Origin of the sequence: Lelliottia jeotgali (assembly GCF_016771845.1) — a bacterium.
Lineage (GTDB): Bacteria > Pseudomonadota > Gammaproteobacteria > Enterobacterales > Enterobacteriaceae > Enterobacter > Enterobacter jeotgali.
Genome location: NZ_JAENMQ010000001.1, coordinates 1,252,181 through 1,273,978 on the forward strand (window position 1 = coordinate 1,252,181; position 21,798 = coordinate 1,273,978).

Consider the following 21,798-nt stretch of genomic DNA (forward strand, 5'->3'; position numbering starts at 1 on the left):
GTGTAGTCTATGTCTTGCCCGGTCATTGAGCTGACTCAGCAGCTTATTCGCCGTCCTTCCCTTAGCCCGGACGACGCAGGTTGTCAGGCATTAATGATTGAGCGCCTGCGCGCCATTGGTTTTACCGTAGAGCGTATGGATTTTGGCGATACCCAGAACTTCTGGGCATGGCGCGGTCAGGGCGAAACGCTGGCCTTCGCCGGACACACCGACGTGGTGCCTGCGGGCGACGCTGACCGCTGGATTAATCCCCCTTTCGAACCGACTATCCGCGACGGCATGCTCTTTGGCCGAGGTGCGGCTGACATGAAAGGTTCGCTGGCGGCAATGGTCGTGGCCGCTGAGCGCTTTGTCGCCCAGCACCCGAACCACAAAAACCGCCTCGCGTTTTTGATTACCTCCGACGAAGAAGCCAGCGCCAAAAATGGCACGGTGAAAGTCGTCGAAGCGCTGATGGAACGCCGCGAACGTCTCGATTATTGCCTGGTCGGCGAACCGTCGAGCACTGAGATCGTCGGTGACGTGGTGAAAAATGGTCGTCGCGGTTCCCTGACCTGTAATCTGACCGTTCACGGCGTTCAGGGTCACGTGGCTTATCCGCATCTGGCCGATAACCCGGTACATCGCGCCGCGCCAATGCTGAACGAACTGGTGGGCATCGAGTGGGATAAAGGCAACGAATTTTTCCCGCCGACCAGTATGCAGATTGCCAACGTTCAGGCAGGCACCGGCAGCAATAACGTCATTCCTGGCGATTTCTTCGTACAGTTCAACTTCCGTTTTAGTACGGAACTGACCGACGAGATGATCAAATCTCGCGTTATTGCCCTGCTGGATAAATATGAATTGCGCTACACCCTGGACTGGTGGCTTTCTGGCCAACCGTTCCTGACGCAGCGCGGCAAACTGGTTGATGCGGTGGTTAACGCTATCGCGCACTATAATGAAATTAAACCGCAACTCCTGACCACCGGCGGGACATCAGACGGACGCTTTATTGCCCGAATGGGTGCGCAGGTTGTCGAACTGGGCCCAGTGAACGCCACCATTCATAAAATCAATGAATGCGTGAACGCGGCTGATTTGCAGCTACTGGCTCGTATGTATCAACGCATTATGGAGCAACTCGTCGCCTGACGACTGCTCTGAGAAGGAATAGCGAATGGACTGGCTGGCTAAATATTGGTGGATTCTGGTACTGGTGTTTCTGGTAGGCGTGCTGCTGAACGTTATCAAAGATCTGAAGCGCGTGGACCACAAGAAGTTTCTCGCCAACAAACCTGAACTTCCCCCGCATCGTGACTTTAACGATAAGTGGGATGATGACGACAACTGGCCGAAGAAAGATCAGAAAGATCAGAAGTAATCGTCAAACTCCGCACCCAACTGTCCCCTCTCCCCTGTGGGGAGAGGGTCAGGGTGAGGGGTAATAACTCACATAAACTCAACGATATCGTCATCGTTCGGTTTACTGCCGCTTAATGCCTCATCAAAATAGTGCTTCGGCACGGTAAATTGCAGGTGATTCAGGGCGAACTGCATGCTGCGATCGTCAATGGCATGACCCAGTTCATCAACAATATCCAGCGTCACATCTCCCCCTTCACGAATCAGCGCTTCCTGAGCGGCCACCGCATGGGAAAGCTCAATCACGCGATCTTCCCCGCCGTGGATCAGGTGAATCGTCGTCGCTGTCGTCGCGCTCTGCGGTAACGTCGCGAAGCGTCCGTTAAAGGCAATCACGCGCGACACCAGCCCTGGCTGCGCTTTCACGCTCTCCAGCGACATAATCGCCCCCTGCGAAAAACCAATCAGCGCGGTAGCTCCGGCACCCACACCGCTCTGTTTTTGCCAGTAGCGCACGGTATCGATAAAGGTCGGCATGATGGCATCGATGCGCGCCTGACGATTATCTTCCGTTACGCCCTGTACGGAAAACCACTGACGCCCCTGGGGGCCACAAGGTTCTACGCCACCGATACTGACGATGAGCGCGTCCGGAAAAATCGGCGCAAACCAGCTGCCAATTTGCCCCATATTCGCCGCATTATCACCGACGCCATGAAACAGCAGCAGCAATTGCTGCGCAGGGCTGGAAGGGCTTTGGACAACAAAATGGTCGTGTTTCATGGCAGTCTCCTTAATTGATAGTCAGGATTTTACGCCTCTGGGGGGTAATGACCATGCCACTTCATTGAAGAAGTCATTGAAAAAATTGCCATTGCAAAATATCAGTTTTGAGCTGCTGGCAGCGGTGACTATCAATAAAATCAAGCGCCTGCTCGGCTTCGCTGCGCTGTTGTGCCAGCAACGCTTTGCGACCGGACATCGCGCGATCGTTGTCGTTTTCAAGCTTCCCGCGCAGTCCCTGAAGCGGCAAATCAACCGCCAGCAAAAGCCGCGTGAGCGCCGCCGCAGAGGTAGAAAGCGGACGATGCGCAAAGGCGAAACCACCCAACTCCAGCCAGTCATCATCGTTAAGGGTAGACTCCCAGCAATTGTCCACTGGGATCTTTTCGGCGTTCCATTTTTCAATTATTCGCGCATCGCGACACAGCCGTTGATGTTCCTGCGCACAAAGCGCCTGCCCCGCCTCGCTGATGGGCTTCAGTGCCATCGCCGTGTAACACCCGCTGCTGGCCTCACGGTGAGTGCCCATTCGCACCAGAACAAAACCGCAGCGCTGCCAGAAGCGCCATAGCTCTTGCGTGTAGCCAAAGCTAACGGAAAGATAATCCTGCTGCGCATGATGACTTGCGCCGAGGACTAATGACTGACCGATGCCTTCTCGCTGACGCGCCGGATGAACGGCTACCCGCGTGACGCGCCTCCCTATCAGGGTAGCCGCCAGCGGCGATCCCCCGTGAGCAGCCAGAGATTGCGCCACCAGATTGCCGCGTGGGCGTCGATAACCCGCCCATACCGCCTGACTCAATGGTGGCGCTAACCCGCCTTCATCGACCAGCCACAGCGCACCCACCAGGCCATCACCCGCGCGGGCGATGGCAAAATGCTGGCCCGGCGCGTCCATCATGCGACGTAAATCCAGCGGTGAGGTTCGATAATGGGCAGAGCAGAGTAGCGTGTAAATGTCTGCCGCGAGCTGCGGCTGACTCTCCCACGCATTTTGTTCCAGCGGGATAATTTCTGGCGAATCAACGGCGGTCTCATCGACGACGTCATCAAATAGCAGTGCGTTTGCCACGACGCGCTCCAGCGGACACCCCGCCGCCCAGCGAATGGGCGCAGAGAGCGTGAAGTGTTTCAGCCCGCTAAAGCGTGCACAGAATTTGAGTAAAAAACCGCGCCCGGTGCCTTCGTAACCTTGTACGGTCGTGGTCAGCAATACGCGCGGAAAACGCGACACCAGCTGTTCCAGCAGCGGACCGGGAATGGCGGCGGCTTCATCGACAATCAGCCAGTCGGCCTGTTGGTCAGAGGCCAGCAGCGCGTCAGGTGCCATAAAGTGATAGTTATCTGCCGCGAAACGGGCGATCACTTCCGTCGCCCCTTTCGCTGGCGCGGTGACGATAGCGCGGCCCGGAATGCGGCTTAACAACATTCCCGCGAGGGCAGATTTGCCGCGACCACGCGGTGCAGTCACCACCGCCACGCCTGCGTTCATCTCAATTAATGCCGCCAGAATCTCAGCCTGCTCGCGCTGCGGCTCGCCGCTGGCAGGCTGCCAGTCGGGTGCTGGAGAGAGAGAAAAATCAGGAAAAGGCTGATGCTGTTGCCAGACCAGCACGCCGGGATCGTGGCTCACCGTTCGGCAAAAGTGGCGGACAAAATGCGGGGTCGCGATCGGTTTTTCGCTGTCACTCCAGCGCACAGAATCGCTGTCGGGTTTTTCAGGCCAGACAGAAAAAGGCGGCGTGAGTAACACCAGCAGACTTCCGGCGCGTAACGTACCGCTGAGTGCGGCAAAAGCGGAGACATCAAAGCCGCGACGGGCATCGAAAATGGCGTGGTGGTATTCCCGCCCGAGCAGGTTTTTTAACGCCTGCGGTGCGCAGCTCGGGTCGACAGGCGTGTCGTTTCCAACCCACAGCCAGTCACCGACTAGCACGTCGCGCAGCGATAAAGCCTGCGTCTGTGACCACGTATCATCACCGCTTATTACCAGCAGTCGACGATGCCCTTCGCGCTGTAGCCGAGCCGCCAGACGTTCAACCATCACGACACTCTCATCCCTGAGGCTCAGATTCACATGGTTTTACCGAAGGTGTTGCACTGGGCCGGATCGCCGCTCGCAAACCCGCGTTTGAACCAGGTGTAACGTTCTTCTGATGTGCCGTGGGTGAAGCTGTCCGGCACCACGCGGCCCTGGCTCTGCTGTTGCAGGCGATCGTCACCGATGGCCTGAGCGGCATTCAGCGCCTCTTCCAGATCGCCCGATTCCAGCACGCCCTGCTGCTGCATACTGTGACCCCAGACGCCAGCGAAGCAGTCGGCCTGCAGTTCCATACGCACGGACAGGCGGTTGATTTCAGTCTGAGAGGCGTTTTGCTGCAGCTGACGCACTTTCGGCTCGATCCCGAGCAATTTCTGCACGTGGTGGCCGACTTCATGGGCAATCACATAACCCTGGGCGAAATCGCCGTCAGCGCCGAGCTTGCGTTTCATGTCGTCATAGAAGGAGAGATCGATATAGACAGTGCTGTCTGCCGGGCAGTAAAACGGGCCCATCACGGATTGTCCGGTGCCGCATCCCGTGCGCGTCGCGCCACGGTACATCACCAGTTTTGGCTGCTGGTAGGTGCGACCCATTTTTTCGAACTGCTGGCTCCACGTATCTTCAGTGGTCGCCAGAATCACTGACGTGAATTTAGCTGCTTCATCTTCGTTCGGGCTGATGGAGCGCTGAGATTGTTGCTGCTGTTGTTGAATGGGTTCGCCGGTCATTAAACCGGTCAGGTCGACGCCGTAGTAGCCCGCCACCAGTACGATAATCAACAGAACGATGCCGCCTTTACCGCCGGGAAGCCGCATTCCACCGCCACCCATAGAAGGCCCCATGCCGCCGCTACTGCTGCGCCTGTCTTCTACATTGTCACTTTCACGACGCCCTTGCCAGCGCATAACCACCTCGAAACTATCTCGTCATCAATAGAGTGATCGTAGGCGGTTAACGGGCGGATTACCATAGGAAACAAAGGTAAGAAGCCAAAGGATACGCTGATCCTTTGGCCTGCAAGGGAATTAATCGAGTTTAACGCCCAGACGATGCGCGACGGCTTCGTAGGCTTCAATCAGGCCACCCAGGCTCTGACGGAAACGGTCTTTGTCCATTTTATCGAGGGTTTCTTTGTCCCACAGGCGGCTGCCGTCCGGTGAAAACTCATCACCCAGCACCACTTCGCCTTTGTACAGACCGAACTCCAGTTTGAAATCGACGAGGATTAAGCCTGCATCGTCAAACAGCTTTTTCAGGACGTCGTTGGCTTTGTAGGTCAGTTCCTGCATACGCGCCAGATTCTCTTTGCTCACCCAACCGAAGGTTTCGCAGTAAGATTCGTTGACCATCGGATCGTGCATTTCGTCATTTTTCAGGAACAGATCGAACAACGGCGGGTTCAGCTCGATGCCTTCTTCAATACCCAGACGCTTCACCAGAGAGCCAGCAGCACGGTTACGCACCACGCATTCCACCGGAACCATATCCAGTTTTTTCACCAGACATTCCGTATCGGACAGCAACGCTTCCATCTGAGTTGGGATACCGGCTTCGGCAAGTTTGCTCATAATGAAATGGTTGAACTTGTTGTTCACCATGCCTTTACGGTCGAACTGCTCAATGCGTGCGCCATCCCCTGCTGACGTATCATTGCGGAACTCGAGCACCAACAGATCCGGGTTTTCGGTGCTGTATACGGTCTTCGCTTTGCCACGATACAACTCAGCTTGCTTCTGCATCTTCATTACTCCTGGTGTGATGATATGGTCAAAATCTCGGGATATTATGCCACGCACACGTTTGCGTGACACTAAAATAAAAAGGGCTGGATTAACCAGCCCTTCTTTTTATTTGCTAAATGCAGCCTGGAAGACCGCGACCAGCGCATCGTTCTGCGACTGGGTCAGCGTGTGACCTTTCGGATCGATGAACTGCAAGCTGCTGCGGTTATCGAGGTCACCGACCTGAATTTTATAATCGCCGGAAGCGAGGCCCGGATCGCTGGCACCCAGATCTTTCCATGCGCTATCGGAAAGCGGCTTATAGGTGGCCGTGATGCTGCCCGTAGAACGGGTGCTGTCGGTCACTTTCATACCGGCTTTTTCAAGCACAGCTGGCAAACGCTGCCAGGTCTGCTGGAACGGTGCACGCACCACCAGCATTGGCAGACCGGTGTCATCGGCTGCGCTCTGCACATCAAATGTCACGCCGCTGCGGCTCTGCGCAGAGTTCGCGGCATCGGTCGCGTTTTTATCCAGACCAGACGCAATCACGTTCAGCATTTCGGTGCTGTAACGCTGCAGAGAAGCTGCATCCGCTACTGGCTTACCCGTCTGCTCCAGGTTCAGCAGCTTGACCGTAACGGCCTGCTGATAACCCTGTGGTTTGACAGAGACTTGATAACGACCACGGTACTGCTGATCTTCATCCAGGCGGTTCCATTCGATCCAGTCGGTGGTCAGGGTCTGACCCGCGTCGTCGCGCTTATCAATCGTGTAGTTCTTCGACTGAATTACACTGACGACCTGCGGCCACAGCGTGTTGTTACGACCGTTTTCGACCAGCAGCGTTGCGGTGTCACCCGTAAACTGGGTGCGCGCACCGCTCACCAGAGCCAATGGCTGCGCAGGTGGGCGAATATCCAGCGCTTTACCGACAGCGCCACTGCCATTGGTGACAGGAATGTTGTAATCGCCGTTTTGAATCGGCAGGATCATACCCGCTGGCGCATGAAGTTCAGCAAGCGGAGCTGCATCCAGATAGGATTCATCACCGCTCACCTGGCGCTTGTAGCGCGAGTCTGAACTACAGGCAGCGAGCAGCATAACAAGCGAAACACCCGCAACCTTCGCCAGGCGCGTCTTCTGTACTGAGTAAGCCATCAAATCTCCCTAAACTCTACAGCAAACCGGCATGCTTCAGCGCCCCGGTGACCACTTCACGACCGTGGTCGGTGATGGGGGTCATCGGCAGACGCAGCGTGTCGGTCGCTACAAGTCCCAACTCCTTACATGCCCATTTCACTGGGATCGGATTGGGTTCGACAAATAATTTTGTGTGCAGCGGCATCAGACGCTGGTTAATCAAGCGAGCTTCGTCGAAATGACCCGCCGCAGCCAGTTTGCACATTTCGGCCATATCACGCGCCGCGATGTTAGACGTCACGGAAATCACGCCGTGACCGCCGAGCTGCATGAAGTCCAGCGCGGTCGCATCATCACCACTGAGCAGGATAAAGTCGTCTGAAACCAGCTCTTTGATCTGGTGAACGCGGCTTAAGTTCCCGGTCGCCTCTTTAATTGCGATAATATTTTTAACTTTCGAGAGACGGCCTACGGTTTCCGGCAGCATATCGCAGCCAGTGCGCGACGGCACATTATACAGAATTTGTGGCAAGTCAGTATGTTCAGCGATGGCTTTGAAATGCTGGAACAGACCTTCCTGAGTAGGACGGTTGTAGTACGGAGTTACCGTCAGGCAGCCGACAATACCGCTGTTGTTGAAACGCTGGGTCAGGCTGATGGCCTCTGCGGTTGCATTTGCACCCGTCCCGGCGATAACAGGAATACGCCCGTCAGCCAGTTCGACGGTCATCATCACCACATCGCCGTGTTCTTCATGGCTCAGGGTGGCGGATTCACCGGTAGTCCCTACCGAAACGATCGCCGCAGTCCCGTTGGCGACATGGTAATCAATCAGTTTTTTCAGGCTTGACCGGCAGACATTACCTTTCTCATCCATCGGCGTAACAAGCGCAACAATACTTCCCGTGAACATGGGCCATCCTCTGTGCAAACAAGATTCTCAATGGTACGTTTGGAACTGTAATAAAAGCAAGCGACGTAAGGTGTTCAGGCTGTTGTATGCACGTTTTTTTTATGCTTTCCTTATGATGACTTAACCACGCAAAGGAAGAACAGGTTTGACAACCTCATCACAACATTACCTGGTTATCACTGCGCTGGGTGCCGACAGAGCCGGTATTGTGAACACCATCACCCGCCACGTCAGCAGTTGCGGCTGTAATATCGAAGACAGCCGCCTTGCGATGCTGGGCGATGAGTTCACGTTTATCATGCTGCTGTCCGGGACATGGAACGCGATTACGCTCATTGAATCCACTTTACCGCTTAAAGGCGCGGAGCTGGATTTGCTGATCGTGATGAAACGCACAACTGCACGCCCGCGTCCGGCCATGCCGGCGACCGTCTGGGTGCAGGTTGAAGTCACCGACTCCCCGCATTTAATCGAACGTTTCACCGCACTTTTTGACAGCCATCAGATGAACATCGCGGAACTGGTGTCACGCACACAGCCTGGTCCAACGCCAACCCTGTTTATTCAGATAACGGCACACAGCCCTGCTTCACACGATGCATCAAATATTGAGCAAGCGTTCAAAGCACTCTGTACAGAACTCAATGCGCAAGGCAGTATAAACGTCGTCAATTATTCGCAGCACGAACAGGATGGAGTTGAGTAATGAATCCACTGAAAGCCGGTGACATCGCACCGAAATTTAGCCTGCCCGATCAAGACGGCGAGCAAGTAAATTTGACCGACTTCCAGGGACAGCGTGTTCTGGTCTATTTCTACCCGAAAGCCATGACGCCAGGGTGTACCGTACAAGCGTGCGGCTTACGCGATAACATGGATGATTTGAAAAAAGCAGGCGTAGACGTGCTGGGTATCAGCACCGATAAGTCAGAAAAACTGTCACGCTTCGCTGAAAAAGAGTTGCTGAACTTTACCTTGCTCTCCGATGAAGACCATCAGGTGTGCGAACAGTTTGGCGTCTGGGGTGAGAAGTCTTTCATGGGCAAAACCTACGACGGTATTCATCGCATCAGTTTCCTGATCGATGCCGACGGCAAAGTTGAGCATGTGTTTGATGATTTCAAAACCAGCAACCACCACGACGTGGTGCTCGACTGGCTGAAAGCGAACGCCTGAGTCACTTGAGCCGTCTGCTGCCCGGCGGCAAGATAAAGGCAAAACGGCAACCTTCGGTTGCCGTTTTTTATGTGTTCACCCTCTCCCGTGGGAGAGGACATCAGGCAGCACAAAGCGCCACCCGGCAAATTTACTCTTCGACAGCTGGCACATCCGGCCACGCGTGAACCACGGCTTTGATGAGCGTCGCCAGCGGAATAGCAAAGAATACTCCCCAGAATCCCCACAGGCCGCCGAAAATCACCACCGACAGAATAATCACTAGCGGATGCAGGTTTACCGCTTCCGAGAACAGCACCGGCACCAGAAGATTGCCGTCCAGCCCCTGAATAATCAGATATACCGCGAAGCAGCTCCAGAACTCCGTTCCAAGACCAAACTGGAACAATGCCACGCCGACCACCGGAATCGTCACCACGAATGCGCCGATATAGGGAATGAGCACCGAGAAGCCCACCAGCACCGCCAGCAGCAGCGAATAGTTCAGGCCGAAAATGATGAAACCAATCCAGGTCGCAACACCAACCACAATCATCTCCAGCACTTTGCCGCGAATGTAGTTGGTTATCTGCTGGTTCATCTCCTTCCACACCTGCCCTGCCAGACCACGATTGCGCGGTAAAATGCGGCGCACGGCGTTAAGCATCTGCTCTTTATCTTTTACCAGGAAGAAGACCATTAGCGGGACCAGCACCAGATAGACCGCCAGCGTCAGCAGCCCGACCAGCGAGGCGAGAGAATATTTCACCACCGAATCGCCCATCGTCATGATGCGGGCGCGCATGTTTTCCGCCATCGCATCAATAATGCCCGCGTCCATCAGCGCCGGATAACGTCGCGGCAGCGTAGCGGCAAAATCGGAGAGTTTATTGAGCATGCCGGGCATATCGCGAATCAGGTAAATCCCCTGCTGCCAGGCAACAGGCATTACCACAAACGACATCAGCAGCAGAATACCCACGAACAGGATCAGCACGATGCTGGTCGCCCAGCGGCGTGAGCAGCCAATATTTTCCAGACGAACCGTTGGCCATTCGAGAAGATAAGCCAGCACGAGAGCCACCAGCAAAGGCGCCAGTAGGCCGCTGAAGAAGAACAGGATACAGAACCCGGCAACCAGGATAACCAGCAAAGCAATAGCTTCGGGATCGCTGAAACGACGCCGATACCACTGCATTAACATTTCGAGCATACAACCCTTCCCTGAATCTGATGGCTGGAGCGAGAGGCGAATTGTATCTAACTGTCACTCAAAAGACTTTCGCTTTTTGACTCTGGGTCACGAAACGCAAAAGGCCGTTGTTTGGGATTTTCTTCACGCCACAACACCGCTACACTCGCAGAGCAGTTGAAGGTGAACGATATGCACGTTCTTCGGTCAAATGGCTACATCCAAAATACAGGGCAGAGGTTATGTTCAGGCAGTTGAAAAAAACTCTGGTTGCAACGCTTATTGCCGCATTGACTGTCGGTCAGATGGCGCCAGCTTTCGCTGACTCCGCCGATACATTGCCGGATATGGGAACCTCAGCAGGCAGCACGCTTTCCATCGGACAAGAAATGCAGATGGGGGATTATTATGTGCGCCAGCTTCGTGGCAGCGCGCCGCTGATCAATGACCCACTGCTGGTGCAATACATCAACGGGCTGGGGATGCGCCTGGTTGCCCATGCTGACTCGGTTAAAACGCCCTTCCACTTCTATTTAATCAATAATGACGAAATTAACGCCTTTGCCTTCTTCGGCGGAAATGTGGTGTTGCATTCGGCGTTATTCCGCTATTCCGATAACGAAAGCCAGCTCGCATCGGTGATGGCACACGAAATCTCCCACGTCACCCAGCGCCATCTGGCGCGTGCGATGGAAGATCAGAAAAAGAATGCGCCATTGACCTGGGTCGGTGCCCTAGGCTCGATTCTGCTGGCGATGGCCAGCCCGCAGGCCGGCATGGCGGCGCTGACTGGCACGCTCGCCGGGACGCGCCAGGGGATGATCAGCTTTACTCAGCAGAATGAACAGGAAGCGGACCGCATCGGCATTCAGGTGCTCCAGCGCTCCGGGTTTGATCCGCAGGCAATGCCCTCGTTCCTCGAAAAACTGCTTGACCAGGCGCGTTATTCCACACGCCCACCGGAAATTTTGCTGACGCACCCCCTGCCGGAAAGCCGTCTGTCGGATGCGCGTAACCGTGCCAACCAGATGCGCCCGGTCGTCGTCCAGTCATCGCAAGATTTTTACATGGCGAAGGTCAGAACCCTCGGCATGTATAACTCCGGGCGTAACCAGCTAACCAGCGATCTGCTTGATACGCTGGCGAAAGGCAACGTCCGTGAGCAGAATGCGGCGCAATATGGTCGGGCGCTTCAGGCGATGGAAGCCAACAAATACGATGAGGCGCGTAAAGCGCTCCAGCCGCTTTTGTCGGCTGATCCGAACAATGCCTGGTATCTCGACCTCTCAACCGACATCGATTTGGGGCAGAAGAAAACGGCTGACGCGATCAACCGTCTGAAAAATGCTAAAGATCTGCGCACCAATCCGGTGTTACAGCTCAACCTTGCGAACGCTTACTTACAAGGCGGCCAGCCTAAAGACGCGGCAACCATTCTGAATCGTTATACGTTTGATCATAAAGACGATCAAAACGGCTGGGATTTGCTGGCGCAAGTCGAAGGGCAGCTCGGCAACCGTGATCAGGAATTAGCAGCCCGCGCCGAAGGTTTTGCTTTAGTTGGGCGACTGGATCAGTCGATTTCCTTGCTCAGCAGCGCCAGTTCGCAGGTTAAACTGGGCAGCCTGCAGCAGGCACGTTACGACGCCCGAATCGATCAGCTGCGCGCCTTGCAGCAACGCTTCAAGCCGTACGAAAAGATGTAATAAGGAGAAGTCATGTCAGACGCGGTAAAAATTTATCACAACCCTCGCTGCTCCAAGAGCCGCGATACGTTGAGCCTGTTGAAATCTAACGGTATCGATCCTGAAATCGTATTGTATCTGGACACCCCTCCGGACGCCGCAACCCTTCGCCAGCTTCTGAGTATGCTGGGCATGGCAAGCGCGCGGGAACTGATGCGCCAGAAAGAGGATCTGTATAAGTCGTTAAACCTTGACGATAGCCATCTGTCCGAAGATGCGCTCATTCAGGCGATGGTCGAGAATCCAAAGCTGATTGAGCGCCCGATTGTGGTCGCAAACGGTGAAGCGCGCATTGGTCGCCCACCGGAAGATGTGCTCGAAATCCTCAATTAATTCGACCGCCGCAGCGCTTCGAGAAAAGCCTGCGGCGTACTGTCTCCCAGCTTTTTCTGCGTTTTACCCTGATTATAAAATTCACAGATCCGCATCAGCAGTTGCCCTGCCGGTTCCATATTCATCCGAGGAATAATCTCGCCTAATGGGATCGCCACCTGCACCGCGCAATACCGGGCCGCACTTCTTTTTACCCCAATCCCTTCAAGCGTTAACGGTGCAGTAAACCCAAAAGTCTCAATAGATTGGATATCAGCCGGACAGGCTTTTAACAATTCATTCGCCCAGTTAGCCACCAGCTGCGCCGAGATGCCTGCGTAAAGCCGAGCAAAACACCAACCGCTGATCGGCTCCCGTGCCCACAAAAGATGTTGCTCGCCGCCATCGTCCAAGTGCAACGAGAGCGGCAGATGGTGCAATTCAAGCCGATGCGGCACCCCGCCTGCTTTTAAGGCTTTTTTTCCCTGCAACGGCGCGCCCTGTCGTTGCACCGCAGCCGGTTTCAGGTAGCGATTGAGCGTTGCCCGCGAAACGCTGATCCCCAATCCTTCCGTCACCAAAAACAAAAGCTCGTCCAGCGGCGCACCGGTAGCGTCGCGTAGAGCATTAATCAACGCGATCTGCTCTTGTCTCATTGCTTTGTGTATCACTTTTGGGGTGGTGTGATTGTCTGAAACCTGGTCTCGTTTACGCCAGCGCCGGACGGTGGTCACTGAAATCCCCAGTTCAACAGCCAGCTCTCTGTCGCTTTTTTCGGACTGCTGAAGGTAGCGACGCGTCCGCGGCGTGGTCGTGGCATTGGCGTGCAGTTTAATTTCCATCGCGAGCCCTCAGTGGAATTTCTTATAACCAATCTTGTGAGATTTATATTAACAAGGCGATTACATTGTGACCTGTTTCACCTTTCGGTCGCAACGCTTCGCTGATAATCCTCAGACATAACACAAACAACGTCACTCGATCTTGTACGGAGTTCACAATGAACAATGTTCTGGGATTTATGGAAGCAAAATTGATGCCGCTGGCGGCCAAAACGGCTCAGCAGCGTCATCTGGGTGCCATTCGTGGCGCGTACGTATCATTCATGCCATTTATCATCGTCGGCTCAATTCTGCTGGTGATCTCCTCGTTCCCGAATCAGACGTATCAGCAGTTTATGTCCTCGGCCTTTGGCGAAAGCTGGAGCTCGATCATTGAAATTCCGTTTAACGCCGTCTTCTCTACCATGTCGCTGTTTATCAGCTTCCTGGTTGCCTTCCGTCTGGCGGAGCATTACGGCGAGGACCGCATTTCATGCGGTATTCTGGCGCTGGTTAGCTTCCTGATCCTCACGCCATTTATCAAAGTCGCGGAGAACGGCGGCATAACCGTCATGCCGGTCGAATGGATTGGCAGCAAGGGGCTGTTCGTGGCAATGATTGGTTCGCTGCTGTGGACGGAACTGTTCTGCTGGCTGAAGCGCAAAAATCTGGTGATCAAAATGCCAGACGGCGTGCCGCCTGCGGTGCAGGAATCTTTCGCCGCGCTGATCCCCGCCCTGCTGGTGATGATCCTGGTGCTGGTCATTCGCATCGTGTTTGAAAACACCCACTATCACACCATTCATCAGTTCATCTATGAAGTGGTCGCCACGCCGGTGCGCCACTACGGCACGTCCTATTTCGGCGCACTGATGACGGTGTTCAGCATCACCATTTTGTGGTCTGTGGGTATTAACTCTGGGTCGATGATCAACGGCATTATTCGTCCGCTGTGGATGGAGAACCAGACCGACAACATCGCCGCCATTCAGGCAGGCGTGACGCCGCCGCATATTATCACCGAGCAGTTTTTTGACATGATCTGGATGGGCGGCGCGGGTGCCACCCTGTCGCTGGTGATCGCGATGCTGATTTTTGCCCGCAGTAAAAACATGCGCGAAGTGGCGCGGCTCGGCGCGGGCGCGTCGGTGTTCAATATCAACGAGCCGATTTTGTTCGGCCTGCCGGTGATCATGAACCCGATCATGCTGATTCCGTTTAACCTGGTGCCGCTGGTATTAGTCACCGTGCAATACGCGGCGATGAAACTGGGCGCCGTGGCGGTTACAACGGGAGTCTTTATTCCCTGGACACTGCCTCCGGTGATCAGCGGATTTATCGTCACCGGGCATATTAGCGGCAGCGTGATGCAGCTGCTTAACCTGCTGATTGGCGCGATGCTTTATCTGCCTTTCATGCGGATTCTGGACAAACAGTACCGCGCGGCGGAAATTGCCACCGCGACGCAACCCGAAGCCACACTGGCGAAACAGGAGTAAAGCATGTGGGGAATTATCGCAACCTGGCGAATGGCGCTGGAAGGCGTGACGGAGTCTGCGTCTGCGCTGGCTGCGGGGAAGCCAGTTTCATCGGCGGTGGTGGATGCCGTTGCCACCGTTGAAGACTTCCCGTATTACAAGTCGGTCGGTTACGGCGGGCTGCCCACCGAAAATGGCGACGTGGAACTCGACGCCGCCTATATGGACGGCGATACGCTGGCCTTTGGTGCGGTAGGGAATCTGGTGGATATCGCCAACCCGGTGCGCGTCGCTCAGGCGCTTAGCCGCCAGCGCTACAACAGCCTGCTGGTCGGCCAGGGCGCGCGGGAATGGGCGCTCAGCCAGGGCTTTGCCGACAAGACCATGCTCACCGATCGGGCGATGCAGCACTACCGCAAGCGCTGTCGCGAAACGCTGGATAAAGGCTTAAGCCCCTACGATGGACACGACACCGTCGGCATTATCGGGCTTGATAAACAGGGGTCGATGAGCGTCGCCACCTCCACCAGCGGCCTGTTTATGAAAAAACGCGGACGCATCGGGGATTCACCGATCATCGGTTCCGGCTTTTATTGCGACAGCGAAACAGGTGCCGCCACTGCCACTGGTGTGGGGGAAGATTTAATGAAAGGCTGCACCAGCTACGAGATCGTGCGCCGCATGGCGCAGGGGATGACACCACAACACGCTGCGGATTCCGTGGTCTTCGAACTGGAAGACAAACTGATGTCGCGCTTTGGCCGCGTGGGCGATCTTTCGGTGGTGTGTATGAATAACAAAGGCGAGTTTGGCGCAGCGACCAATATCAAAACCTTCTCGTTTGTCGTCGCTACCGCAAATCAACCGTTGACCGTTTTCCGCACCGAACGCCTGCGCGAGAAAACCCATTATCAGGCCGTGGATGACGAATGGATGCAGGCCTACGCCGCGCGGATCCGCGCCCCGATTGAGGAACAATCATGATTTCCTGTGAGCTTATAACCACTCTTGCAAAAGCAAAACCGCACAGCCATTTGCTGGCGTACCCGTCCAGCGCCCTGCTGCCAGATACTGCGCTTATCAACGAAATGCGCGAACAGAAAAACGTGGCGGATGCGCGCTTCGGCTGCGCGCCGTTTTCCCGTATTACCCTCCTGCCGGACGCACTCTGGCATGACGCGCTGACCGATGGATTACTCGCCGCGCTGCGCCCACTTTTCGCCGCACCGGTCAGCGAGAATGTGGTGCTGGATGTCAGCAACATTCACGACACCGTTCTGGTGCAGGTGCTGCGCTTTCTGTTCAATCAGGCGCACAGACTCAGCGATTTAAAGCTGAAGAAAACAGCCGACACTGACCTTCGGATTCGCCACGTCACCGTCCTGTGTTTGCCTGAGCAGCAGGAACACCTGAGCAAAATCATTGAGCAGCAGCGGGCCATCGCCAACGGAATGATCGCCGCACGCCGTCTGGCAGATACGCCGTCGGATCGCTGTACGCCGCAGTATGTGGTCGACGAGGCGCAAACACTCTGTGCCGCCTTCCCTGCCCTGCGCTGCGAAGTGCTCGATGAAAAACAGATCGTAGAGCAAGGTCTGGGACTGTTACACGCCGTCGGCAAAGGGGCCACCTGCCCGCCGCGCCTGTTGGCGATTCATTATGACGGTATCGCTGAAGGTTCGGTGCGCTGCTACGTGGGCAAAGGGATCACGTTTGATACGGGCGGTCTGTGGCTGAAAGAAGGCGCGGGCATGTACACCATGAAGTACGACATGTGCGGTGCAGCCAACGTATTGGGCCTGATGCTGACCGTGGCGGAGTTGAATCTTCCCTTGAGGATCATGGGCGTGCTGGCGCTGGCGGAAAACGCCATTGGCCCGGACGCCATGCAGCCGGGAACGGTGGCACGCGCCTGTAACGGTCTGACGGTGGAAATCAACAATACCGACGCCGAAGGACGGCTGGTGTTGGCCGATGCCATCGCCTGGGCCAGCGAGCGGTATCCGCAGGCGCAGTACATCATTGATATGGCGACATTAACCGGCGCGGTGGTAAAAGCGCTGGGGTATGAGCTGAGTGGGTTGATGACGCAGAACGAGCCACTGCGCCAGGCGTTGTCCCTCGCAGGCAAAACGAGCGGCGATGACGTATGGTCGCTGCCGCTGGACGCGCGGCTGAAAAAGCAGACGGAGAGCACGATTGCCGACCTGTGCAATACGCCGACCAACAATGCGGCGATCAGCGCGTCGGCTGCATGGTTATTACATCATTTTTGTCCGCCGACGATTCCGTGGGCGCACCTGGATATCAGCGGGACCGCGTTGTGGCGTGAAGGCGGGAGAAGCGTGGCGTCAGGAAGACCGATTCCGTTATTAGTCGAGCATTTGTTAGCGGATATCGAATCGTAGGCCCGTGCAAGCGAAGCGCCGCCGGGCAACATAGCCGGGTGGCGGCTTCGCCTTACCCGGCCTACAGGACCGTCGGTTTTTGCTATAACTTGAGCGTTTCTTTCACAAACGGAATGGTAAGCTTGCGCTGAGCGGTAATGGACGCGCGATCGAGCTGATCCAGCGTATCAAACAGAGTTCGCATCTCGCGATCCAGCCGCTTTAACAGAAAACGTCCCACGTCTTCCGGCAGCTCAAACCCACGTAACCGCGAGCGCAACTGCAGCGCCTGAAGCTTATCTTCATCAGAGAGTGGCTGGAGTTTATAGATTTGTCCCCAGTCGAGGCGCGACGCCAGATCCGGTAATCCGAGGTTTAGCTGACGCGGCGGGCGATCCCCGGTGATCAGCAACCGGGTTTTACCCGATTCCAGAATGCGATTGTAGAGGTTGAACATCGCCATTTCCCACAGCTCATCCCCGGCGATGCATTCGATATTGTCGATACAGACCAGCGAAAGATGTTCCATACCGTCGAGCACTTCCGGGACAAACCAGGTTCGCTTATCCAACGGCACATAGCCTACCGCGTCCCCGCGCTGGGAAAGCTCCGCGCAGGCGGCGTGCAGCAGATGGCTGCGTCCCGCGCCTTCGCGTGACCAGATATAAATGTATCCGCTGTGCTCCTGGCGTAACACGTTTTGCAACGCAGCCAGTAAAGAGGGGTTATCGCCCGGCCAAAAACTCGCGAAAGTTTCGTCGTCAGGAAGATAAAGTGGCAGAGAGAGCTGTGCCGGTCCGTTCAGAAATACCTCGATCAAGGTCTCACATAAAATCGGGAGGGAGTTTATCACGGAACCCGCGATGAGAGAACCGGGCGGATCGCCCGCCCGGTTTTAGGATCAATGTGATGCTTTTTCGCTCTCCTGAGCGTCCAGCACTTCTTCCTCAGGGCGAAGCACAGAGATCAGCTTGAAGATCAGGCTCAGACCTACACCAACGATAGTCGCCAGCGCCATCCCTTTCAGCTCTGCCGCGCCGATATGCACCTTCGCGCCGCTCACGCCGATGATCAGGATAACGGAGGTCAGGATCAGGTTCTGCGTTTTGTTGTAATCCACTTTGGACTCAATCAGCACGCGAATACCGGACGCACCGATGACTCCGTACAGCAGCAGAGAAACACCGCCGATCACCGGAACCGGGATAATCTGGATCGCCGCCGCCAGTTTCCCGACACAGGAGAGCAGAATCGCAAAGATAGCCGCCCCGCCGATCACCCAGGTACTGTAGACGCGGGTAATCGCCATCACGCCGATGTTCTCACCGTAGGTGGTGTTTGGCGTGGAGCCGAAGAAACCGGAAATCATGGTCGACAGGCCGTTAGCAAACATCGAACGGTGCAGGCCTGGGTCGCGGATCAGATCTTTTTTGACGATATTCGCCGTCACCACCAGGTGACCAACGTGCTCGGCAATCACCACCAGCGCCGCAGGCAGAATGGTGAAGATCGCAAACCACTCAAAGCGTGGCGTGTAGAAGGTTGGCAGTGCGAACCAGTGCGCCTGCGCAATCGGAGAAGTATCCACCACGCCCATCGCGAAGGAGAGCGCGTAGCCCGCCAGCACCCCAATCAGAATCGGGATAATCGCCAGGAAGCCGCGGAACAGTACCGAGCCGAAGACGGTTACACCCAGAGTCACCAGCGAAATAATGATGGTTTTAGATTCAGGCGATTGCCCGTCCGCAGGCAGCAGGCCGGCCATGTTTGCTGCCACACCTGCCAGCTCCAGACCGATGACGGCAACGATTGCGCCCATCGCCGCAGGCGGGAACATCACGTCCAGCCAGCCGGTCCCGGCTTTCTTCACAATGAAGGCCACCAGGCAGAACAATGCACCACACATGATAAAGCCGCCCAGCGCCACTTCGTAGCCTAACGGCAGCAACAACAAGACCGGGGAGATAAATGCAAAGCTGGAGCCCAGATACGCCGGGATTTTGCCTTTACAGATGAAAAGGTACAGCAGCGTGCCGACGCCGTTGAACAGCAACACGGTGGCCGGGTTAATGTGAAACAGGATGGGCACCAGTACGGTTGCGCCAAACATAGCAAACAAGTGCTGCAAACTAAGCGGGATCGTCTGCAAAAGCGGCGGTCTTTCACTCACCCCGATAGTACGGCGCGTCATAGTGTTTTCCTCTAAGTATTGTGAGTTGTTTGTGTTTTATTCAAAAAAAAGCCGACTATCAAAGTCGGCTTCTTTATCGTTATTCGATTATTTCGTACCAAAAATCTTGTCGCCGGCATCGCCGAGCCCAGGGATAATATACCCGTGCTCGTTCAAGCCCTGATCGATAGAGGCGGTATACAGCTCAACGTCCGGGTGTGCTTTTTCCAGCGCCGCGATACCTTCCGGTGCCGCAACCAGTACCAGCACCTTGATGCTGTTACAGCCGGCATTTTTCAGCAGGTCGATGGTGGCGATCATGGAGCCGCCGGTGGCGAGCATCGGGTCAACGACCAGCGCCATACGCTCGTCGATGTTGGACACCAGCTTCTGGAAATACGGGACTGGCTCGAGGGTTTCTTCATTACGGTAGATACCGACCACGCTGATACGCGCACTCGGTACGTGCTCCAGCACGCCTTCCATCATGCCCAGACCTGCGCGCAGGATTGGCACCACGGTAATTTTTTTGCCTTTGATCTGCTCGACCTGCACCGGGCCGTTCCAGCCTTCGATGGTCACTTTTTCAGTTTCCAGGTCAGACGTCGCTTCGTAAGTCAGTAAGCTTCCAACTTCAGAGGCCAGTTCGCGAAAACGCTTCGTGCTGATGTCATGCTCACGCATCAGGCCCAGCTTGTGTTTAACGAGTGGGTGTTTCACTTCCACAATCTTCATTCTCATTCTCCTCTGAGGTGGCTACCGCAAAAAAAATCGCCGGATTATACCGCTTTTTTCCGGGATCGCCATACCCATCTTGCTTGATGCGGATCAAGCAAAGTGGATTAGGGAGCGATAGTGAGTATAAAACAGGAAAAAAAAGAAGGGAGTTTTGCCGGGTGGAGGTAAAGGCAAAACGGCAACGAGGTTGCCGTTTTTGGTGTTTGCGCCCTCTCCCGTGGGAGAGGGTCGGGGTGAGGACACCAGACCGCAGAGGCTTATGGCCCGTGCAAGTGCAGCGCCGTCGGGCGATTACAGGTCTGCGCCGTTAGTGGCGATCACCTTCTGATACCAGTCGAAAGATTTTTTCTTGCTGCGGTTCAGGGTGCCGTTTCCTTCGTTATCTTTATCAACAAAAATAAAGCCGTAACGTTTTTTCATTTCACCGGTGCCGGCAGAGACCAGATCGATACAGCCCCACGGGGTGTAGCCCATCAGATCCACGCCATCTTCAACGACCGCTTTTTTCATCTCGCGGATATGGGCGTCGAGATAATCGATACGGTACTGGTCATTGACCGTGCCGTCACTCTCCTGCACGTCGATCGCGCCGAAGCCGTTCTCAACGATAAACAGCGGCAGCTGATAGTGATCCCAGAACCAGTTCAGGGAGTAGCGCAGGCCCACCGGGTCAATCTGCCAGCCCCAGTCGGACTTCTGCACGTACGGGTTGGAAACGAGGCTTTTGCTCTCGTCATAATCCAGCTGCGGGTTATCCGGCGTGGCTTTGGTGGCGAACGACATGTAATAGCTGAAGCCGATGTAATCCACACAGCCCTGCTTCAATGCCGCAACGTCTTCTTCAGTAATATCCAGTTCAAAACCACGACGCTCAAAGTAGTTCAGCAGATGCTGCGGATATTTCCCGCGCACGTGCACGTCAGTAAACCAGTAGCGACGGTGCATGGCGTTCATCGCCATCATGATGTCGTTTGGCGCGCAGCTCAACGGGTAGATTGGGCACATGGCAATCATGCAGCCAATTTGCAGGGACGGATTGATCTCACGTCCGGCTTTTACCGCCAGGGCACTGGCCACCAGTTCGTAATGTGCAGCCTGGAACATCACCGGCTCGCGATCTTCGCCTTCTTCATACTTCAGGCCGGAGTTGGTGAACGGCGCAAAATCTTCGTGGAAGTTAGCCTGGTTGTTGATCTCGTTAAAGGTCATCCAGTACTTCACTTTGTGCTGATAACGCTTGAAGCAGACGCTGGCGAACCGCACAAACATGTCGATCAGCTTACGGTTGCGCCAGCCTCCGTATTCGGTGACCAGGTGGAAAGGCATTTCGAAGTGCGACAGGGTAATTACCGGTTCGATGCCGTATTTCAGGCACTCGTCAAACAGGTCGTCGTAGAATTTCAAACCGGCTTCGTTCGGCTCCAGCTCGTCGCCTTTCGGGAAAATGCGCGTCCAGGCAATGGACGTGCGGAAACATTTAAAGCCCAGTTCGGCAAAAAGTTTGATGTCTTCTTTGTAGCGATGGTAAAAATCGATGGCTTCGTGGTTCGGGTAATTTTTGCCCTGAATGACGCCTTGGGTGATTTCACGCGGTACGCCGTGAGCTCCAACGGTCATTACGTCTGCGACGCTGATCCCCTTACCGCCCTCTTTCCAGCCGCCTTCCAGCTGATGCGCCGCCACCGCGCCGCCCCACAGAAAACCTTCTTTAAATCCTGGCATGCCTTTTCCCTCATTCTGCGTTATTTTCTGCAAAAACAATTACAGAAACCGGTTTCAGTCAAATCATGTGCAATGGTGTAGCCTGTTGCAAGCAGATTACCGAAACCGGTTTCATTTTCGTGAA

The 21,798-nt window shown here is 55.3% G+C and carries 21 protein-coding genes; 9 read left to right on the forward strand and 12 right to left on the reverse strand.

Going from position 1 to position 21,798, the window contains the following annotated elements; all coding sequences use genetic code 11:
• Window positions 1-9 precede the first annotated feature (9 nt).
• The gene (gene dapE / locus JBO43_RS05920) at window positions 10-1,137 is read left to right on the forward strand and encodes a succinyl-diaminopimelate desuccinylase (protein ID WP_095282857.1); all 1,128 of its coding nucleotides are present in this window, start codon (window positions 10-12) and stop codon (window positions 1,135-1,137) included.
• 25 nt (window positions 1,138-1,162) lie between these two features.
• On the forward strand, window positions 1,163-1,366 hold the full coding sequence (locus JBO43_RS05925) for a YpfN family protein (RefSeq protein ID WP_095282858.1): 204 nt from the start codon (window positions 1,163-1,165) through the stop codon (window positions 1,364-1,366).
• Window positions 1,367-1,434: 68 nt separating this feature from the next.
• On the opposite strand, the gene ypfH is transcribed toward JBO43_RS05925, so the two are convergent.
• From ypfH to dapA, 6 genes are all read right to left on the reverse strand, one after another.
• The gene (gene ypfH / locus JBO43_RS05930; protein ID WP_202673892.1) at window positions 1,435-2,130 is read right to left on the reverse strand and encodes an esterase; all 696 of its coding nucleotides are present in this window, start codon (window positions 2,128-2,130) and stop codon (window positions 1,435-1,437) included.
• A gap of 73 nt (window positions 2,131-2,203) precedes the next feature.
• Window positions 2,204-4,177: a tRNA(Met) cytidine acetyltransferase TmcA gene (locus tag JBO43_RS05935; protein WP_202673962.1), complete on the reverse strand. Its 1,974-nt coding sequence runs from the start codon at window positions 4,175-4,177 to the stop codon at window positions 2,204-2,206.
• A gap of 29 nt (window positions 4,178-4,206) precedes the next feature.
• Complete coding sequence (ypfJ, locus tag JBO43_RS05940; protein WP_095282861.1) at window positions 4,207-5,082, reverse strand: KPN_02809 family neutral zinc metallopeptidase; 876 nt, start codon at window positions 5,080-5,082, stop codon at window positions 4,207-4,209.
• A 120-nt stretch (window positions 5,083-5,202) separates the two neighbouring features.
• Window positions 5,203-5,916, reverse strand: a complete 714-nt coding sequence (gene purC, locus JBO43_RS05945; RefSeq protein WP_095282862.1) for a phosphoribosylaminoimidazolesuccinocarboxamide synthase — start codon at window positions 5,914-5,916, stop codon at window positions 5,203-5,205.
• Between the two features lie 108 nt (window positions 5,917-6,024).
• Window positions 6,025-7,059, reverse strand: a complete 1,035-nt coding sequence (gene bamC, locus JBO43_RS05950; protein WP_202673893.1) for an outer membrane protein assembly factor BamC — start codon at window positions 7,057-7,059, stop codon at window positions 6,025-6,027.
• 16 nt (window positions 7,060-7,075) lie between these two features.
• Window positions 7,076-7,954 carry a 4-hydroxy-tetrahydrodipicolinate synthase gene (gene dapA / locus JBO43_RS05955; protein ID WP_095282864.1) on the reverse strand — a complete coding sequence of 293 codons (879 nt, stop codon included), beginning with the start codon at window positions 7,952-7,954 and terminating at the stop codon, window positions 7,076-7,078.
• Between the two features lie 145 nt (window positions 7,955-8,099).
• Between dapA and JBO43_RS05960 the strand changes: the two genes are divergently transcribed.
• Together JBO43_RS05960 and bcp are read left to right on the forward strand one after the other, a co-directional pair.
• Window positions 8,100-8,660: a glycine cleavage system transcriptional repressor gene (locus JBO43_RS05960; RefSeq protein ID WP_095282865.1), complete on the forward strand. Its 561-nt coding sequence runs from the start codon at window positions 8,100-8,102 to the stop codon at window positions 8,658-8,660.
• On the forward strand, window positions 8,660-9,130 hold the full coding sequence (bcp, locus tag JBO43_RS05965) for a thioredoxin-dependent thiol peroxidase (RefSeq protein WP_095282866.1): 471 nt from the start codon (window positions 8,660-8,662) through the stop codon (window positions 9,128-9,130). The genes JBO43_RS05960 and bcp overlap by 1 nt, the downstream gene beginning before the upstream one ends.
• Before the next feature lie 130 nt (window positions 9,131-9,260).
• Here the strand turns inward: bcp and JBO43_RS05970 are convergent, their stop codons facing one another.
• The gene (locus JBO43_RS05970) at window positions 9,261-10,322 is read right to left on the reverse strand and encodes an AI-2E family transporter (protein WP_103947319.1); all 1,062 of its coding nucleotides are present in this window, start codon (window positions 10,320-10,322) and stop codon (window positions 9,261-9,263) included.
• Between the two features lie 221 nt (window positions 10,323-10,543).
• On the opposite strand from JBO43_RS05970, the gene bepA reads away from it, so the two are divergent.
• Both bepA and arsC read left to right on the forward strand, forming a co-directional pair.
• Window positions 10,544-12,007 (forward strand): beta-barrel assembly-enhancing protease, encoded by a 1,464-nt coding sequence (bepA, locus tag JBO43_RS05975; protein WP_095282868.1) that lies wholly within the window; start codon window positions 10,544-10,546, stop codon window positions 12,005-12,007.
• A 12-nt stretch (window positions 12,008-12,019) separates the two neighbouring features.
• Entirely contained in the window at window positions 12,020-12,379 is a 360-nt protein-coding gene (arsC, locus tag JBO43_RS05980) for an arsenate reductase (glutaredoxin) (RefSeq protein ID WP_103949697.1), read from the forward strand.
• Here arsC and JBO43_RS05985 read toward each other — a convergent pair.
• On the reverse strand, window positions 12,376-13,200 hold the full coding sequence (locus JBO43_RS05985) for an XRE family transcriptional regulator (protein WP_202673894.1): 825 nt from the start codon (window positions 13,198-13,200) through the stop codon (window positions 12,376-12,378). The genes arsC and JBO43_RS05985 overlap by 4 nt on opposite strands.
• Before the next feature lie 158 nt (window positions 13,201-13,358).
• On the opposite strand from JBO43_RS05985, the gene celB reads away from it, so the two are divergent.
• Genes celB through JBO43_RS06000 form a run of 3 tightly spaced genes read left to right on the forward strand, consistent with a single transcriptional unit; the run spans window position 13,359 to window position 17,065 of the window.
• Window positions 13,359-14,678 (forward strand): PTS cellobiose transporter subunit IIC, encoded by a 1,320-nt coding sequence (gene celB, locus JBO43_RS05990; RefSeq protein ID WP_103949695.1) that lies wholly within the window; start codon window positions 13,359-13,361, stop codon window positions 14,676-14,678.
• A gap of 3 nt (window positions 14,679-14,681) precedes the next feature.
• On the forward strand, window positions 14,682-15,641 hold the full coding sequence (locus JBO43_RS05995) for a glycosylasparaginase (protein WP_202673895.1): 960 nt from the start codon (window positions 14,682-14,684) through the stop codon (window positions 15,639-15,641).
• Window positions 15,638-17,065 carry a leucyl aminopeptidase family protein gene (locus JBO43_RS06000; RefSeq protein ID WP_202673896.1) on the forward strand — a complete coding sequence of 476 codons (1,428 nt, stop codon included), beginning with the start codon at window positions 15,638-15,640 and terminating at the stop codon, window positions 17,063-17,065. Before JBO43_RS05995 ends, JBO43_RS06000 begins: the two co-directional genes overlap by 4 nt.
• Window positions 17,066-17,147: 82 nt before the next feature.
• Here the strand turns inward: JBO43_RS06000 and JBO43_RS06005 are convergent, their stop codons facing one another.
• The 4 genes from JBO43_RS06005 to JBO43_RS06020 all read right to left on the reverse strand — a co-directional run bounded on the left by JBO43_RS06005 (window position 17,148) and on the right by JBO43_RS06020 (window position 21,674).
• Window positions 17,148-17,849 (reverse strand): DnaA inactivator Hda, encoded by a 702-nt coding sequence (locus tag JBO43_RS06005; RefSeq protein ID WP_199184160.1) that lies wholly within the window; start codon window positions 17,847-17,849, stop codon window positions 17,148-17,150.
• Window positions 17,850-17,945: 96 nt separating this feature from the next.
• A complete protein-coding gene (gene uraA, locus JBO43_RS06010; protein ID WP_095282874.1) occupies window positions 17,946-19,235 on the reverse strand; it encodes a uracil permease in 1,290 nt (429 codons plus the stop codon).
• Window positions 19,236-19,322: 87 nt separating this feature from the next.
• Complete coding sequence (gene upp / locus JBO43_RS06015; protein WP_023308769.1) at window positions 19,323-19,949, reverse strand: uracil phosphoribosyltransferase; 627 nt, start codon at window positions 19,947-19,949, stop codon at window positions 19,323-19,325.
• Window positions 19,950-20,243: 294 nt separating this feature from the next.
• Entirely contained in the window at window positions 20,244-21,674 is a 1,431-nt protein-coding gene (locus JBO43_RS06020) for a 6-phospho-beta-glucosidase (RefSeq protein ID WP_103947312.1), read from the reverse strand.
• Window positions 21,675-21,798 lie beyond the last annotated feature (124 nt).

What these genes read in the sequence shown, in the direction of transcription:
- dapE (WP_095282857.1), top strand. Translation starts at nt 10, where the DNA reads ATGTCTTGCCCGGTCATTGAGCTGACTCAGCAGCTTATTCGCCGTCCT.
- JBO43_RS05925 (WP_095282858.1), top strand. Translation starts at nt 1,163, where the DNA reads ATGGACTGGCTGGCTAAATATTGGTGGATTCTGGTACTGGTGTTTCTG.
- ypfH (WP_202673892.1), bottom strand. Translation starts at nt 2,130, where the DNA reads ATGAAACACGACCATTTTGTTGTCCAAAGCCCTTCCAGCCCTGCGCAG.
- JBO43_RS05935 (WP_202673962.1), bottom strand. Translation starts at nt 4,177, where the DNA reads ATGGTTGAACGTCTGGCGGCTCGGCTACAGCGCGAAGGGCATCGTCGA.
- ypfJ (WP_095282861.1), bottom strand. Translation starts at nt 5,082, where the DNA reads ATGCGCTGGCAAGGGCGTCGTGAAAGTGACAATGTAGAAGACAGGCGC.
- purC (WP_095282862.1), bottom strand. Translation starts at nt 5,916, where the DNA reads ATGCAGAAGCAAGCTGAGTTGTATCGTGGCAAAGCGAAGACCGTATAC.
- bamC (WP_202673893.1), bottom strand. Translation starts at nt 7,059, where the DNA reads ATGGCTTACTCAGTACAGAAGACGCGCCTGGCGAAGGTTGCGGGTGTT.
- dapA (WP_095282864.1), bottom strand. Translation starts at nt 7,954, where the DNA reads ATGTTCACGGGAAGTATTGTTGCGCTTGTTACGCCGATGGATGAGAAA.
- bcp (WP_095282866.1), top strand. Translation starts at nt 8,660, where the DNA reads ATGAATCCACTGAAAGCCGGTGACATCGCACCGAAATTTAGCCTGCCC.
- JBO43_RS05970 (WP_103947319.1), bottom strand. Translation starts at nt 10,322, where the DNA reads ATGCTCGAAATGTTAATGCAGTGGTATCGGCGTCGTTTCAGCGATCCC.
- bepA (WP_095282868.1), top strand. Translation starts at nt 10,544, where the DNA reads ATGTTCAGGCAGTTGAAAAAAACTCTGGTTGCAACGCTTATTGCCGCA.
- arsC (WP_103949697.1), top strand. Translation starts at nt 12,020, where the DNA reads ATGTCAGACGCGGTAAAAATTTATCACAACCCTCGCTGCTCCAAGAGC.
- JBO43_RS05985 (WP_202673894.1), bottom strand. Translation starts at nt 13,200, where the DNA reads ATGGAAATTAAACTGCACGCCAATGCCACGACCACGCCGCGGACGCGT.
- celB (WP_103949695.1), top strand. Translation starts at nt 13,359, where the DNA reads ATGAACAATGTTCTGGGATTTATGGAAGCAAAATTGATGCCGCTGGCG.
- JBO43_RS05995 (WP_202673895.1), top strand. Translation starts at nt 14,682, where the DNA reads ATGTGGGGAATTATCGCAACCTGGCGAATGGCGCTGGAAGGCGTGACG.
- JBO43_RS06000 (WP_202673896.1), top strand. Translation starts at nt 15,638, where the DNA reads ATGATTTCCTGTGAGCTTATAACCACTCTTGCAAAAGCAAAACCGCAC.
- uraA (WP_095282874.1), bottom strand. Translation starts at nt 19,235, where the DNA reads ATGACGCGCCGTACTATCGGGGTGAGTGAAAGACCGCCGCTTTTGCAG.
- upp (WP_023308769.1), bottom strand. Translation starts at nt 19,949, where the DNA reads ATGAAGATTGTGGAAGTGAAACACCCACTCGTTAAACACAAGCTGGGC.
- JBO43_RS06020 (WP_103947312.1), bottom strand. Translation starts at nt 21,674, where the DNA reads ATGCCAGGATTTAAAGAAGGTTTTCTGTGGGGCGGCGCGGTGGCGGCG.